At 52.1% G+C, this 16,192-nt stretch carries 14 protein-coding genes and 1 pseudogene; 9 read left to right on the plus strand and 6 right to left on the minus strand.

Annotated elements, in window-relative coordinates; genetic code table 11:
• Window positions 1-109 precede the first annotated feature (109 nt).
• From PGX04_RS05035 to PGX04_RS05045, 3 genes are all read right to left on the minus strand, one after another.
• Window positions 110-1,333 (minus strand): acyl-CoA dehydrogenase family protein, encoded by a 1,224-nt coding sequence (locus tag PGX04_RS05035; protein ID WP_273737499.1) that lies wholly within the window; start codon window positions 1,331-1,333, stop codon window positions 110-112.
• Window positions 1,334-1,548: 215 nt separating this feature from the next.
• Window positions 1,549-2,289, minus strand: a complete 741-nt coding sequence (locus PGX04_RS05040) for a 3-hydroxyacyl-CoA dehydrogenase family protein (RefSeq protein WP_273737500.1) — start codon at window positions 2,287-2,289, stop codon at window positions 1,549-1,551.
• 115 nt (window positions 2,290-2,404) lie between these two features.
• A complete protein-coding gene (locus PGX04_RS05045; protein WP_273737501.1) occupies window positions 2,405-3,199 on the minus strand; it encodes an enoyl-CoA hydratase/isomerase family protein in 795 nt (264 codons plus the stop codon).
• Window positions 3,200-3,338: 139 nt separating this feature from the next.
• Here PGX04_RS05045 and PGX04_RS05050 point away from each other — a divergent pair, with 139 nt between their 5' ends.
• Window positions 3,339-4,523, plus strand: coding sequence for a CaiB/BaiF CoA transferase family protein (locus PGX04_RS05050; protein WP_273737502.1), 1,185 nt, complete (start codon window positions 3,339-3,341; stop codon window positions 4,521-4,523).
• Window positions 4,524-5,121: 598 nt separating this feature from the next.
• Window positions 5,122-6,171 carry a cupin domain-containing protein gene (locus PGX04_RS05055; RefSeq protein ID WP_273737503.1) on the plus strand — a complete coding sequence of 350 codons (1,050 nt, stop codon included), beginning with the start codon at window positions 5,122-5,124 and terminating at the stop codon, window positions 6,169-6,171.
• 107 nt (window positions 6,172-6,278) lie between these two features.
• Here the strand turns inward: PGX04_RS05055 and PGX04_RS05060 are convergent, their stop codons facing one another.
• Entirely contained in the window at window positions 6,279-7,370 is a 1,092-nt protein-coding gene (locus PGX04_RS05060) for an amidohydrolase family protein (protein WP_273737504.1), read from the minus strand.
• Between the two features lie 170 nt (window positions 7,371-7,540).
• Between PGX04_RS05060 and PGX04_RS05065 the strand changes: the two genes are divergently transcribed.
• The gene (locus PGX04_RS05065) at window positions 7,541-8,371 is read left to right on the plus strand and encodes a fumarylacetoacetate hydrolase family protein (protein WP_377042266.1); all 831 of its coding nucleotides are present in this window, start codon (window positions 7,541-7,543) and stop codon (window positions 8,369-8,371) included.
• A 191-nt stretch (window positions 8,372-8,562) separates the two neighbouring features.
• Window positions 8,563-8,886: a nitrite reductase small subunit NirD gene (nirD, locus tag PGX04_RS05070; protein ID WP_273737506.1), complete on the plus strand. Its 324-nt coding sequence runs from the start codon at window positions 8,563-8,565 to the stop codon at window positions 8,884-8,886.
• Between the two features lie 87 nt (window positions 8,887-8,973).
• Here nirD and PGX04_RS34420 read toward each other — a convergent pair.
• A pseudogene (locus tag PGX04_RS34420) lies at window positions 8,974-9,440 on the minus strand (pantetheine-phosphate adenylyltransferase).
• A 121-nt stretch (window positions 9,441-9,561) separates the two neighbouring features.
• On the opposite strand from PGX04_RS34420, the gene PGX04_RS05080 reads away from it, so the two are divergent.
• The 4 genes from PGX04_RS05080 (at window position 9,562) to PGX04_RS05090 (ending at window position 14,387) form a co-directional block, all read left to right on the plus strand.
• The gene (locus tag PGX04_RS05080) at window positions 9,562-11,043 is read left to right on the plus strand and encodes an aldehyde dehydrogenase family protein (protein WP_273737508.1); all 1,482 of its coding nucleotides are present in this window, start codon (window positions 9,562-9,564) and stop codon (window positions 11,041-11,043) included.
• Between the two features lie 495 nt (window positions 11,044-11,538).
• On the plus strand, window positions 11,539-12,561 hold the full coding sequence (locus PGX04_RS05085; protein WP_273737509.1) for a TRAP transporter substrate-binding protein: 1,023 nt from the start codon (window positions 11,539-11,541) through the stop codon (window positions 12,559-12,561).
• A 77-nt stretch (window positions 12,562-12,638) separates the two neighbouring features.
• Window positions 12,639-13,094, plus strand: a complete 456-nt coding sequence (locus tag PGX04_RS34425) for a TRAP transporter small permease (protein ID WP_377042267.1) — start codon at window positions 12,639-12,641, stop codon at window positions 13,092-13,094.
• Between the two features lie 3 nt (window positions 13,095-13,097).
• A complete protein-coding gene (locus PGX04_RS05090) occupies window positions 13,098-14,387 on the plus strand; it encodes a TRAP transporter large permease (RefSeq protein WP_273737510.1) in 1,290 nt (429 codons plus the stop codon).
• 425 nt (window positions 14,388-14,812) lie between these two features.
• On the opposite strand, the gene PGX04_RS05095 is transcribed toward PGX04_RS05090, so the two are convergent.
• Window positions 14,813-15,271 carry a universal stress protein gene (locus PGX04_RS05095; protein WP_337959447.1) on the minus strand — a complete coding sequence of 153 codons (459 nt, stop codon included), beginning with the start codon at window positions 15,269-15,271 and terminating at the stop codon, window positions 14,813-14,815.
• Between the two features lie 246 nt (window positions 15,272-15,517).
• Here PGX04_RS05095 and PGX04_RS05100 point away from each other — a divergent pair.
• Window positions 15,518-16,192, plus strand: a 675-nt coding sequence (locus PGX04_RS05100; RefSeq protein ID WP_273737512.1) for an electron transfer flavoprotein subunit beta/FixA family protein, incomplete at its 3' end; no start/stop codon positions are given.

Here is a 16,192-nt window from a genome sequence, read left to right on the forward strand (position 1 = left end):
CAGCGGACGTCAATTAGTTTTTTCTCTTCAGTTGGCACCGACTCTCACTCTGGTGCTAATTGTGGGATTGAATGATCCCGAAAATACGCGAAAAGACAGGCGATGGCTGCTACAGATTGAGGAACTGGCGGGCGATGGTCCGTTTCTGGATCTCATCGGATCCCTCGTAGATCCGTGTGACGCGCCCGTCGCGGTATAATCCCTCGAAGGGAAGTGATTTCATATAGCCAGCGCCACCGTGGATCTGGATCGCGTTATCTGCGGCATCACACCACAGGTTCGCCCCTTGGAGTTTCGCGGCGCTTTGGAGCCACCGGTATTCTTCCCCCTGATCCATCTTCCAGGCAGCGTGCCTGTAGAGCCAGCGAACTTGTTCGATGGTGACGCGCATCTCCACGAGTAGATCCTGAATGTGCTGTCGGCTGCCGATCGGCTCCCCGAAGGTCTTCCTGTCTTCCGCGTACTCCACGCATTTCTCGAACATCCACTGGGAGATTCCGACGGCTTTCGCAGGGATGTGGAGTCGGCCAGCGCCGACCCAAGTCATCGCGGTTCGGAACCCCTCGCCCTCATCGCCGACCATCTGGGCCTCCGGAACGCGGCAATCATTGAAGTGATTGAACGCTTGTGCTCCCTGTTTTGTTCCCATCGACCGCTGTACCTTTCCGTCTTCCCAGCCGGGATTGTCCTTATCGACAAGGAACGTGGAGATTCCGTCGGCGTCCCCGTCCTCACCGGATGTCCGAGCGTGGACCATAATGAAATCGGCCTCGACCGAATTCGAGATGAAGGCCTTCGTCCCGTTAATAACCCACTCGTCACCGTCCTTCTCCGCTGTCGAGTCCATCCACGTCGGATCACTCCCGTGTTCCGGTTCGGTCAACCCGAAGGTCATGTGTTTCTCGGCATTCATAACGGGCTCGAAATACTCCTCTCGCTGGTACTCGTCGTCGTACAGCGGAATGATCGAGTGGTCGACAGAGAGTCTATCGAAGATCATGTCGTGGTACCCGTTCGGGTCTCGGTTGTGGAGGTGCTCCATCACTAAGGTATCTTCCAGAGCACTGAGTCCACCGCCCCCGACCCGCTCAGGCATCGCCATGGTATAGAAACCCGCCTCGACCGACTTTTCGTGGATCCTCTCTCTGAGTTCGAGGTATTCGTCGACGAGGTGGTGATCATCGTCTACCATATTCCGTTCTCCATCCTCACCGAGGAACTGCGGGTACTCCTCCTCAAGCGGCTTCACCTCCTGTTTGAGGAACTCATCGATCTGACTGTTTATTAGCTGTACCTGTTCGGGAGTCTCGAAACTCATAGCGCTATCCGACATACAACGATTTAGAGTATGATATTCCATAAGTATATCGAATCCGGCCCTCTGATCGCCGGTGCTGAGTAGGCTATGGCGTCGTCGAATGGCGTCTGTACACCGTACACTGCGCCGTCGCTCTCGGATGCCAGAGCACCCCTGAACGGAGAGCGTTGTGTTCGAAAAGAATTCGACCGGTTGACATCGATCGCCGTGAAGTCGTTTATCGACCCTAACTAGTCCCACTCTTCGCCGAGGCCAGGTCCTTCCAGTGGCCCAACTGGAAGGTTCCGTCCCTCACGCATTGCGAGGTTGACCTGTTCCTCAGTCGCGATGCCCTCTCGGACGACTTTCCGTGCTTCTTCACGCATTGCCGCCCAACATCGGTTCACGATGAATCCGTAGTGATGAGGATCATCCGTGATTGTGACTCGTTCTTTGCCGATGTCGTCGATGACGGCCTCCGCGAGTTCGATGACCTCATCATCAGTCGCGGGTCCTCGGATGATCTCAACGAAGTCCATTACCGGGACTGGGCTAAAGAAGTGAGTCCCAGCGACGCGGGAGGAATCCTCAACCGCGTTCGACAGGCCCGTGATGGAGAATCCACTCGTGTTAGTGAACAACGGAATGTCGTCCGTGAGCTCGTCGAGATCCTGGAAGACCTGACCCTTGATGTTGAGGTCCTCGGTGACCGCCTCGAGTACGAAGTCGGCGCCGTCGACAGCTTCTTCGATGTCTGTCGTCAGCGTCAACCGGTTGAGTGCGTCGCCCATTTCCGCCTCAGTGAGGTATCCGCCTTCGACGGCTCGCTCCAGGCCGTAACTCCCGTTGATCATCCGCTCTTTGGTCTCCTCGAGGACTTCCTCCTCGATGTCCCTGATCGTCACGGAGTACCCGTTTTGTAGCAGTGTCTGTCCGATACCGCGGCCCATAATTCCGCCACCCATAATGGCGACGTTGTCTACAACTGGCATAACGTGTGTTATGCACACACCCTCAGTATAAAATAATTTTCCTTCGACGAGACACTGGCGGTAACGTATGGTCGCGGATCGGATGGATCGAGATGGGTCCCGAATGCGACCGACGTTACTTGCCCTGGAAGTTCGGTTCGCGATCCTCTTGGAAGGCTTTGATCCCTTCCTTGGCGTCTTCGGTATTCGTGACAATGCCGACACCCCACGCCTCCATTTCAAGGCCGGCTTCGAGTGACGACTCAATGCCACGGTTCATAACGTGTTTAGCGATCTCTATCCCGACCGGCGAACGGTTCAGGTAATCTCCTGCAACGTCGTTGAGCAACTCATCGAACTCATCTTCAGGAGCCAATTCGTGGACGAAGCCAAATTCCTTCATCTCGGCACCGCTGTACTGTTTGCCGCGGAGAACCATATCCTTCGCGCGTGAGCATCCAATGAGTCGGGGGAGCCGTTGGGTTCCTCCGGCACCCGGAATAAGCCCAAGTTTCGTTTCCGTCACCCCGATGCTGGCCTCCTCGGTGGCGATCCGTGTGTCGCAGCAGCAGGCGAGTTCACAGCCTCCACCGAGCGCGTATCCCTCAATCGCTGCGACGGTTGGCTTACCGACATTCTCGAGTTTCCGGAACGTGTCCCGAGTTGTCCGACGGCTCTGATTGAGACGGGCGTGGGGGGTTGGTTTCCCGTTGTCATCGTCTCCGACATCGCCACCGGCACAGAAGTTCCCGCCCTGACCTTGGAGCACGATGACGAACACGTCATCGTTTTCCTCGAGTTCTGCAAGCGCTTCGCGGAGTTCGACGGTCATCGTCTTTGAGATCGTGTTGAGTTTGTCCGGCCTGTCTAGGATGAGGTTAGCCCGGCCGCTTTCCGTGACCTCGACGCTGATATCACTGTAGTCAGACATCCTGTGAACGATTGTCGGGGAGACATATAAAATCTGTTGAGTCGGAAACGGTATTCGGAACCATGCATAGGGCCGTCACCGACTCTACCCTTCGTGTGAAAAAGGTTAAGCGGGTCTAGCGTTCAACATCCGGTGATTCATGGCTGCTGAGCAACCACTCGATGATGTCGATGTCGTGGAACTGGGGACCGCTCTTGCGGGCCCCTTTGCGACGAAACTCCTCGCCGACTACGGGGCGCACGTCGTTACAGTTGAACAACCCAACACCGAACGCAACCAACTGTCGTCGAACGGGGAGGCACCTGATTACACGTTCGAAACATACAATACGGGAAAGGAGGCCGTCACGCTGGATCTGAAGTCTGAGGAGGGACAGGAGGTGTTCTTGGAGCTGGTCGGCGACGCCGATGTGTTCCTCGAGAACCTGCGCAACGGCGTCGTCGAACGGCTCGGGTTTGACTGGGATGAGATGCACGAGCGGAACCCCGGATTGATCTACTGTTCGGTCAGCGGCTTCGGTGACTCCGGACCCTACGCTGACCGCCCGGCTTTCAACGGCGTTGTCACCGGGATGAGCGGGTGGTTGTCGGGGCGGGGCGATGCGGTGGGATCCCCCATCGCTGCTGCCGATCACATCACTGGGTTCTGTGCATGGGGTGGTATCCTTATGGCGTTGATCAACCGCGGGACCAGCGGAGCGGGCGAAAAGCTCGAGGTTTCGATGCTCGATGCAATGATGGCGTGTGCGGGCGAGGAATTCGCCGGCTATTCGGCGGTTCAAGCCGGATATGATGTTGGGGATCCCTACAAAACCCCGATCCAACCAGGTGGACACTACGAGGTCGCCGACGGCCATATCACGCTCGTCGTCCCACAGGGGCTGTGGGAGCCGTTCGCCGAAGCAATCGATAAGCCCGAGTGGACTAACACGAATCATCGCTTCGCTGAGAAGGAGTACCGCCTCGACAATCCGACGGAACTCCGGGAGGCGCTCGAGGCCGTCCTCCGGAAACGGACCGCGGGGGACTGGCTTGCGCATTTCGACACCGAGGTACCCAACCTCCCCTGTGGCCCCGTCTATTGGATGGACGATGTCGTCGAGGATCCACACGTCGTAGAGCGGGACCAAGTCTTGTCCATCGGCCATCCAGAGAAAGGTGATCATCTCGTTCCACGTCCTCCGGTCCGGTTTTCAAGCCATCCTGTGGACATCAATTCCATCGATCCTGCCCCCGGCATTGGCGAACACACTGAATCGACGCTTCGATCCCTCGGTTATAGCGATGCGGAAATACAGTCGTTCCGAGACGATAACGTGATCTAACAACAGTTCCTGTTCGGGACGTTTCGGATTATAACGGATGGCCAGTCTCGTTGCCGATTATGGTCTCTCTCAGGGTATCAAGCTTAACGAGAAGGAAGACGCGGTCGAGCGATCTGATACGTGATTAAGAATGCACGATCACAGGGGTGAGAAGGCTCGTCAGCAGGAAATATTTTTCTGGAGGATACTCCGACGGAGCGGCGTGTCCCCGCACCGCTCCTATACCATGCTAGCCTTCCGGACCGGAAGATCGAACCGGTCGTCAAGCGTCCCTACGAGGCAATCAGGAATGATTCCATCGGCTGAGTCAATTGTTTAAACCCGGCTGCCAACATCGACACGAGATCGCCGTTGACGAGACAAAATCGAAATCGTCGGCTCGCCGGGATCAATATCGTGTCGTGGCATGGTCGTAGAATATCCAGACAGCTTGACGGAGAATATCACTTTGCACCTCACTGTCAACGCGGATCGAGGGGACTGACGACTCTGATCCCATCTTGACGTCCGAGAAACTTGTTGGTCCGTAGCTCTCTCTCTGATCCGTCGTTTGATCATTCCATCGAAAGATATAGGGGGATGGTAAACCATCTCACGAATGGATATGACCGAGAGCGAACTGCAGGCGTTCCACGAACACTTGCACGAAAACAATTTCCAGGGACAGTGGGAGAAACACGAGAGTGACTCTAAGGAACCTCGTCTTGAGCCGCACCGGTGGGAGTGGGACGATATCGTGGCGTCGCTGAACAGATCTAAGGACTATATTTCGCTCGATGATATGGGTCCGGGGTCACGTCGTGCACTCGTTCTGGACAACCCAGCCGAAGGTATCGACCTCCGTGGGCCGTGTTGGACGATGTTGACGGCCGTTCAGATGGTCATCCCTGGTGAAGTTGCGCGGGCGCATCGACACAACTTCGAGGCGTTCCGTTTCATTGTGCAAGGCAATGATTCCGTTGTCACTAACGTTAACGGTGAGAAACTCCCCGCACGGACCGGCGATCTTCTACTCACGCCGAGAATGGCCTGGCATGACCATATCAATAATTCCTCTGAGGACGTCATCTGGATAGACGGCCTCAATACCCCCTTCATTACGGACGCGTTACACGATATGCACTTTGAGGAGTTCCAAAGTGATCGGCAGTCCGCGTCTCACGAGTCTGGCTACTTCGAATCACAGTTCGGAACGATGCAACCGGTCGCGGAAACACCGACTGACGACACTCCGCCATACCGGTTCCCTTGGGAATCCGCCCGCCAGTCGCTTGAGATGGCCGTTACGGAGGACAATCATTACGACCCACACAACGGCTACTTCCTTGAATACGTGAACCCTCGTACGGGACAGGGACCGGTTCTTCAGACTATCTCGCTGCGTCTCCAACTTCTCCAGTCGGGCGAGGAGACGCAATCCCACCGTCACAATAACACTGAGATATTCCACGTCGTTAGCGGGTCAGGCGAGTCGACCATCGGCGGAAAAACGTACACGTGGGAGGAAGGCGACTTCTTTGTAGTCCCACCGATGCGGTGGCACGACCACAGCGTCACTTCCAGCGACGACGTGATCCTTTTCAATATCACTGATAGTCCGATCTTCGACGCGTTCAATCTCCGTCGGACCGAATCAAAGGACGCCTAACCCGAAACTTCACTCTACTGTATAGAGTTTCGTTTCCTCGACACCGCTGAGGCCCGCCTTTTAGACCATACGACAGACTATTGAAAATAAACGGGGTCTCTACCCAGTTATACCCCGTAAATCTCAGCCGGATTGTCTTGGAGGATCTTTACTTTCTGTTCACGAGTGAGATCGTCGTTTTGCGATACCGATGCCGTCGAATCAAAGTCGTGATGCGGCCAATCCGTCGCCATCACGAGCGAGTCTTCGAGGTTGTTCTGTTCGATTATATCGCCGAGACTCGAGTTTTGAGGCTCTTCGAGCGGCTGGGATCCATAGTAGAAGTCACTCAGGTACTCGCTTGGAAGCTTCGTTAGTTCCGGTGCGTCGTTCGACCGTTCCATAAACTCGCGATCCATACGGTTCGCAAGCATTTGTACCCAAGACTGGCCGGCTTCAAGGAAGCACCAGTCGATATCGTATCGCTCGGGGATCCCTTGTCCGATGATGCTTGTTGCGTGCCATAGCTTCGTTAACGGATGTACGAGGGTATGAAGTTCGAGGAAGGTATTGAAGTTGAGGCCATCCGTCGGCCATCCAGCATAGACTGAACTGTCGCCGTGTAGCGTGATGGGGAGATCGTGTTTCTCCGCGGCTTCGTAGATCGGTTCATAGCGTTTGTGACCGAGTGGGTATTGGAGACCCAGGTCTGCCATGAATACACTGACGATACCGTCTTCACTCCCAATTCGTTCAATCTCTGCGGCACTTTCCTCAGGATGGTCGGGAACGATGAGGACCTTCGCGTAATATGTGTCGTCATCGCGAACGAATCGGTCTAACGTGAAGTTGTTCATCGCCCGCATATAGCCAACACGTGCCCGAGCATCCGGGATCTGGAAGATTTTAAATCCTGTCCCGGGCGAAAAGATCACCTTGTCAATATTGAACTGCTGGCGTGTCTCCTCGTAGTCCTCTGCTTTCGAGATTGCACCGAGGTCGTACTGATGCTTGCCACCGTTCGTCCGGTCCCAGCCGTCCCACGGGATCGGACCCCAGCTTTCGGGTGCGTTTCCGTAGCCTCCCTGTTCACGCTCTCGAAGTTCATCGTCGTCTATATACTCCATCAACTCTTCCCACGTCTCTGACGTGTGAACCTCGGTGTCGTACACTGTCAACTCTTCAGTCAAGTCTTTGTCGGATTGGTCTGCCGAACCCATATGAGATGATTACTCATGGCGCACTTATATCTTTCCTAAGAGCTGGCGTCATAGCACTCCGTTATCTCGGAATAGAACCATCGCTGTTCTCAATCCTGTCTCCGATCACCGTGACAGTAGCATACAAACCCTTAATCTTTTTATCACCCCCTGACAATCAAGAAGTGGAAATGAAGTTCGCTCGATTCAACGGCGAGAAGCTCGGCTTCGTAAATGACGATACCGTCGTCGATCTCACCGACGAGTTCGACCTCACCACCAACGATCCCCTCCGAGAGTTCATCAATGGGGACTACGATCTGGACGATATCGAAGCAACGGGAGATACCTACCCCCTCTCGGACGTACGATTGGAGTCTCCTGTCCGACGTCCAGGGAAGATCGTCGCTGCACCACTGAACTATGAGGAGCACGTCGAGGAGATGGGCGTGGAGATGGACATTGCGGAACGAGGATACTTCCTCAAGGCCGCCTCGAGCCTTATCGGACCGAGTGATACTATCGAACTTCCCTATATCGATGAACGGTTCGACTACGAGATCGAACTTGCGTTTATCCTCGATGACGAGGTCAAGGACATTCCAGCTGAAGAGGTGTGGGACAACGTCTTTGGCTACACCATCTTGCTCGACATCTCGCTTCGGGGAGACCAAGACAGGTCCAACAGAAAGTCCTTCGATACCTTCACTGTTGTCGGTCCATACGTCGTAACGCCTGACGAGGTCGGCGATCCTCAAGCGCTCGATATGGAGCTCCGACTCAACGGAGAGGTTCGTCAGTCCGTGAATACTGAGAAGATGATATACTCCTGTGCCGACATCGTTCAGTATGCGAGCATCGGCGCGACCATTGAAGCCGGAGATATCGTGACGACTGGGACCCCGAAAGGTGTCGGAGAGCTTCAGGCCGAGGACCGTATCGACGCACAGATCGAAAACATCGGCTCACTCGAGATTCCGGTCGTGGAGCGCGATGTTCGGTTCGCCGATCTAGACGTCTGATCTGTTCAATCGCGGAAGTCACCTCATCCACATTTTCACGCTTGTTCTCCGACTGTCGTCGTCGAACGGGAGTCCGATACCGATTGGATCGGTGTGATGATCAATGTCACTACGCCCATGATCGGTTTCGCACTGTCAACTACGTGATTGAATCACATAGTTTTATAACACTACGTAGAAAAATCGTGCCTATGCAAGAGTCACTCGATGACTATCAGAAGGTGTGTGAGACGAATGAGATCCCCGACGATACTGGGCATGTCGTTTCTATCGACGACCATGAGATCGCGATATTTGAGGTAGACGACGAGTTCCTCGCCATTACGAACGTTTGTCCACATCAGGGTGGACCGCTCGCTGAAGGGAAGGTCGAGGAGAAAACGGTCTTCTGCCCGTGGCATGGCTACGAGTTCGATCTTGAGTCCGGGGATCACATACAGGCGTTCTCGGACGACCTTTCCTGTGTCACGTACGATGTCGTAGTTCAGGACGACGCAGTTCATGTGAAGGTCTAATCCAGACCTAACCCATCAGTCACGACCCGTATTCGTCGAGCAGTTATTCATAACGTCAGCCGCGCGTTTCCGACTCGGGGGCCGTCCTCACCTTTCACGTCTATGTGTGCAGTTCCCGTCTTCGTCGATCTCGCCGTTTACAATATGCGTTGACAGGATACGTTTTCTGTCCTTCACGGTCACGTGTTGGCGATTTTGAGGGGAAGTAGGTCGCATCCGCGCTCTTCACCTCGGTCATTGATGTGCTCACCACGATCCTCAGTTTCTGGGGAGACTATGAGCGCGTCGAACCGTGTCTCAAAGGCGATTCCGGCCGGTTCAGTGAGCTTTTTGCCCTCGAACTCGCGGCCGAACTTCGCGGAACACTCGAACAGTTCCGCTATGACTGATCTCGTTCCTCGAAGGGACGTATCACTGTTTCTCATGGCAATTTTTCGGCGCGAGCGAGTCGCTGGTCAATCCGATAGTTACTTTCCCCCCTCGAATGCCCGCTAGAGGTGGTATCGATGTTCATTGTGGATTGGATCGAACGGGCCATGTAACGCAACATCCATCTCAGTGCTTCCACCGGACGATGGCTTAATCGGTGTGTTCACGACGGGTCGCTCAGCGGATGTCGATAAGAAACCGAAAATTCCGATAGACATATATCTCGCGGTTGTGACGATAAATACCATGGCACAAGCACCTTCGGAGCCGTATGCCTTGGAAACCGACTGGAACTACATCTACACGAATGGTGAAGAGAAGACGCCTAGAGGACAGGACGGTCTCGAGGTGAAAAACCCGGCCACACAAGAGAGTATCGCTGAAGTCCCCGACAGTACAGCACGCGACATCGATAACGCGGTCGCCGCTGCCGTCGAGGCTCAGGCAGAGTGGGCCGCGATGCCACCGCAGGCACGAGCCGAAGTCATCCAGAAAGCGCTCGGGATCCTTCAGGAGAAGGGCGACATCATCGCCGAAAACTTGGTTGCTGAAGGCGGAAGTACGCAGTTCAAAGCAGGCGTTGAACTGGAGCAGTTGGCGCCGGGGATTATGGCCGAGGCCGCGAGCTTTCCAACCCGAATGGACGGCAAGCATGCGGATTCAGTTATCCCAAACAAGGAAAACGAGGTCCATCGGGAGCCGCAAGGGGTTATCGGAGTTATCTCACCGTGGAACTTCCCGTTCCACTTGTCGATGCGAGCTGTGGCTCCTGCACTCGCACTCGGCAACGCTGTCGTGTTGAAACCGGACCCACATACACCCATCACCGGTGGTCTCATCCTCGCCAAACTGTTCGAGGATGCCGGCCTGCCTTCAGGTGTTCTCAATGTCGTTCCCGGGGGTGCCGAAGCTGGTGCGCGAGTCGTGTCCAATCCTGATGTCGACGTTATCTCCTTTACCGGCTCGACTGAGGTAGGTAAACAGATTGGAGAAGTCGCGGGTCGAAACCTGAAGGTTCAAGCTCTCGAGTTAGGGGGGAACAACCCACAGATCGTACTCGAAGATGCCGAGCTCGATGTCGCACTGGACGCTGCGACGTTCGGCTCATTTATGCACCAGGGCCAGGTCTGTATAAAGATTAACAGACATATTGTTCATGAGTCCATCGCCGACGAGTACACCGACCGGCTGACTGCACGTGCGGAAGGACTGACTGTCGGCGATCCGTCGAACCCCGATGTCGAGGTGGGCCCAATCATCAATGAATCTCAGCGTGATCAGATGATGGCGTTCCTTGAAGAAAGTATTGCACAAGGCGCGACGATCGAAACGGGTGGTGACAAGGATGACCTCTACGTTGAGCCGACCGTCCTTACGGACGTCTCGAACGAGATGCCGATTTCGTGTAACGAGCACTTCGGGCCAATCGCTCCGATTATCACGTTCTCCGATATTGAGGAAGCGATTGCGATCGCTAATGACACGGGATATGGACTCACCTCTTCAGTCCATACGAGAGATATTCAACGCGGAAAGTCAATCGCGAAGCGTATCGAGGCAGGGATGGTTCACTTGAACGACCAACCGATTAACGACGAGCCACACATTCCGTTCGGCGGGACGAAGGCCTCTGGACTTGGTCGGTACAACACGGACGCGATCATTGAGGAGTTTACCGAAACGAAGTGGATCTCCGTACAGAACGAGCCGCGCGAATTCCCAATCTAAACGGGCGTACCCGAGCTTCGCTGTTCTTTCCTTCTCGTTTAAATTCACCCAGCCCATCACCCATATGTTTATGATATATCCACTGGCAGATGCTGAATCGGAAGTGAAGGTGCGGAAGAGCCCTTCCGATTAGATCGATACGACACCATTTCGATTCAGGATCTATAACTAACGTGGCTGATGAATATATTCACATTGCCAGATAGAAGTGATATGTGCAGAATGTAGAGAGAGAAGCGGACCCTCGTGACGAGATAGTTCGAACCCTGCCTGTTGATTTTCCGGGATATAGAACTCTGAATACGTCTTATATTGGATGATTCCAAGAAAAATCGCGAGTGAGGTGAACTAATGTGTGGTATCTAAGCCAAGTCTAACATAATTCCATATACCTTTACACTTGTTGTATCGGTTATGTAACTATGGTTAGTGGGGATAATTGTCATTCATGAATACGATAACTATTAATATCTCTGGTGAAAAACAGGGTATGAGATGGCACCACATAGTCGTCGAGATGTCCTGAGTTACGGGGTTGGAGCAACTGCATTGGTTGGAATGGCTGGCTGCATGAGTACTGATTCCAACTCGCTCAGTTTTGCAAGTGGTTGGTCAGAGAATGACTGGCGCTCTGAAGCAGTAGAACGTCACTTCATGGATCGGGTGAACGAACATGCAGATGAAGAAGTGGAGTGGGAATACCATCCTGATCAGCAGTTAGGTGGCTTTGAAGAGATGCATCAACTTGTACAGGGAGGATCAGTGGATATGGCCATAACACTGCCTCCATATCTGCCTGGCTCCTACCAATTATCTGAAGTTGGTTTAATTCCGGGGCTAGTGACGGACCAAAAATCGGCGAGTGAGTCCTTTTGGCGACTCCTTAGCCCGGAACAAGACGGGACATTATTCGAAGAGGAGTTTGAACCGAACGGTCTTCGACCAGTGATGGCTTCACAAGTATATCCTGCAGAACTTTGCATGGGAAGTGAGAGAATTGAAACCATAGATGAGGTTGAGGGGAAACTGATCAGGACCTCTGGTTCAATCGGTGAATGGACTGTCAACGCTATGGGAGCCTCACCCGTAACAATGTCGGGATCTGAGGTATACAATGCTCTTGATCAAGGGACAATTGAGGGGACTATCTCACCACTTACCGTGTTGAATTCATCAAGCCAGCATGAGGTGATAAATTACATGACTGAAGATCTAAAAATCCAATCATTCCCTGAAGTCTATAGTATGAATGTTGATTCTTGGAACAATCTTTCAGATGGTACTCAAGAGGCATTTATCACAGCAGCAGATGAAGTGATCACCAATCGGCATGATGCTATGATGGATAAGGTGGAATCTGATAGAGAGGCTATTGGCGATAGCATTGAATATTACAGTGTTGACGATCCTAATGCCTGGGAAAATCAACTTTCTAGCGTCCAGGATAGATGGATTGAAAGCTTTGATGATCAAGAGTTGGCTGAAACGGTCCTAGAAAAATTCGGTAGCGAGGCCTAAGAATGGTACTAAAAGAACTGCTCACTCAAATCGAAAATGGGGGGAGACTATTAGCGAATATATCTGCTGGATTCCTAATGATACTGGTTACTGCAAGTACTATTGGCCGGTATCTCTTTAGTAACCCTATCCCGAATGTCGTCACAATTGTAGAGATGTATCTTATGCCATTACTCATATTTGGAGCTGCATCTCTTGTCCAGCGTAATAACGATCATATCGTTGTTGATGCACTCCATCGGAGGTTCCAAACCCGGACGAAGAGCCTTATTTCTGTTATCAGTTTGGCGATTGGGATATCCATATTTGGTCTCATCTCTATACTATCTATACAGGAGGGCGCGATATTAACGATAGAGGGATCTCAGACTAGCGGCCAATTGTCGCTACCTATTGGCCCTTCGTGGCTCATAGTGGGTTTTGGGCTTCTAGTTCTCTGTGCGCGGATGTTTGAACAACTGATCACAAACCTCTTGGATCTAATTGCTGAATATGACAGCAGTACAACCGAACTATTTTCTAGGTGGGTATAACACATGATCGAATTAATTCTCCACCTTCTTCCAGTCGTGATTATGCTCTTTCTTTTACTGGTTGGTGTCCCTGTTGCCATTTCCCTTGGATTTGCTGGGTCAATTGGGCTTCTCCTTTTCTTTGGCCCAGATCAATTATTTGGAATACTTCTTTCTACACCACGCGCAGAAACTGCTGCCTATACACTTTCGGTCCTACCGATGTTTATCCTGTTAGCAGAGTTCGTGTCTGTCTCAGGACTCGCATCAGATGTTTTTGAGACAGGACAGCGTTGGCTATCCCACATTCCAGGAGGTCTGGCAATGGCGACAACTCTTGCAAATGGTGGGTTTGCGGTCCTTGCTGGATCAAGTCTTGCTTCTGCAGCGACGATGTCTCGGATTGCTGTACCTGAAATGCGAAAATACGGCTACAATGATCAGCTTAGTATGGGTACGGTTACTGCGTCTGGTACGTTTGCTATTATGCTTCCCCCTAGTGTTGCCTTAATCATCTATGGGGTCTGGACCGAAACATCAATCGGTAATCTATTCCTCGCAGGAATTGTCCCCGGCATCTTAACCTTAGTTGGGTATCTCTTCCTCATCTTATTTTGGGTAACAATAGATCCTGATGCAAGCGGTGAGGTGCGTTCTTATTCTTGGAAAGACCGCATGACAAGTGTGAAGAAAATATGGCCTGTTGGGATAATAGCCCTATTTGTTCTTGGGGGTATTTATTCAGGAGCAATTACAGTAGTAGAGGCTGGTGCTGTAGGGGCAGCAAGTGCACTTTTAGTTGCACTCACTCACCGAACAGACCGTAACAGCCTCTATGGCGCTCTTGACGAAACAGTTACAACGACTAGTATGATTTTTCTTGTTATAATCGGCGCAGTTATTTTCACTAGATATCTAGCTTTCACTGGGATTACTAGGCAATTGATTGATGGTATTACAAGCCTCCCAGTTGGAGAACTTGGAACAACACTGATAGTACTAGCAGTTATCATCTTCCTTGGGACCTTTATGAACCAAATTGCTATTCTCATACTCTTATTACCAGTACTTTATCCGCTATTTGTTACCAACTTCGGGTACTCACCTATCTGGCTAGGTATTATAATGATAAAATCTGGCGAGATTGGACTTGTCACGCCCCCACTTGGTATGAATATCTATGTGGCTACTAGTGTTATCGATGTAGACATCAAAGATGCGTTTCGCGGGGCTGCCCCCTTCATAATTATTGACTTGATCATCCTTGGCATTCTACTCGCCTTCCCGGATATAACAACAATATTAATAAATTAACTCTTTTATATTTCATAGATAGGAATACTTTCAATAGCATTATCTGCACAAACTGTAGTTGAGAACTATTATACCACAATTGGTTCGCTACCGCATGAAGTGGAGAGATTACGTTACAGTCGGTGGCGATCAGCCACCGACTCGATGGCATTGTCTCCGTCAGTAGGCGTCTGAAGTCACTAGTTACCATAGATGCGGTTATCTGGTGGCCGACTTCTGCGGACGACTCAATGCGCTGTGAGGATCGTTCACATTGCTCTGGTTACTTCTCGATAAACTCTTCAAACGGCCATCATCAGGGGCGACGCTCGTCTCGGCGGGACATCGCCATGGTTGCTTGGACACAATTCAGTTAGCGGATTTCTCGACTAACGACTTTATGAAGTACTAAGCATAACAGTACTACAGACAGTGAGGTTCTATGATTATTTGTGTGCGCTGGTGACAAATACAGGGCATTCTGCATTAAGGAGTATTGATTGGGCAACGCTTCCAAAGAGAACCTTTCCAACAGGGCTTCTCTTTCTAGCGTTTATTGCGATTGCATTGGCATTAATTTCTTTGGCAGTCTCTAATATCGCTTCTGATGGATCCCCATGTGTATGTTGCGTTGTGACTGAAACACCTTCGTCTTCCAAGATGTCTTCTAACTTTTGTACGCTTTCTGGCATCTCCCCTTCCTCGTACAAATCTTCTGACGATATTTTTTTACCATCTGTATCATTGAATTCAAATTCTTCGAACACATTTAGGATCGTAATCTCTATCTCTTCTTCTGCATTGGGTAGTTGAATAATATCTCTGCTCATCTGTTCCACTGAATCCGGCACCGTATCTAGACCAACTAATATGTGATACATATATATATATTGCGACGGTATCATACACTATTATTCTTCCGTTTCCATTCAAGTCAGGAACTAACTTTTCTTCACACGCTTTTTCAGAAGAAGATTGATTTACTCCTACATAGCTACAACGAGAAGAAGAGTAAGTGTGATAAATAGGAAGCACTGGCAGTGTGTTTTAAACCACTATCGGCAAGTTGGTTTCTCGAGGTTGCTTCTAAGCCAATACGCCATAATAGGAAAGCTATTAGTTCTATGTTAGCGATAACCTTGAATAGAGGAATGAAAATTCTTGTTACCGTCAAAGAAGTTGCAACTGTCGAAGACGAGTTCGAAATCGAGGGAACCAAAATTGCGCAGCAGCACCTCGGTGCCGACTTGAACGAGTGGGACGATTACGCGATCGAGGAGGCCGTCCAACTTCAGGAGGATGACGTTGCTAACGAGGTCGTCTCCGTCACCATCGGTCCGGAGGACTGCGAACAGACCATCCGGCAGGCCCTCGCAAAAGGTGCTGACCGCGCCGTCCGCGTCTGGGATGACTCTCTCGAGGATGTCGACCTGCTCGACGTTAACGCCAAGACGGAGATTCTCAGCGCCGTCATCGAGGAAGAGGACCCCGACCTCGTGCTCACCGGCGTCCAGGCCGGCGACGACAGCTTCGCCGCGACCGGCGTTTCGGTGGCCGAGAACCTCGGCTTCCAGTGGGGCGCGGTCGTCAACCACCTCGAGCACGACCTCGAGGACGGCATCGCCTCCGTGCGACGCGAACTCGAGGGCGGCGTCGAGGAACTCACCGAACTCGAGCTACCGGCCGTCTTGACGATTCAGACGGGGATCAACGAGCCTCGCTACGCGAGCCTGCGCGGTATTCGGCAGGCTCAGCGGAAAGAACTCGACGTCAAGGCCCTCGCCGATATCGGCGTCGACGAGAGTACCATCGAATCCGAACTCGAC

It is taken from the genome of Natrinema soli, from assembly GCF_028618695.1.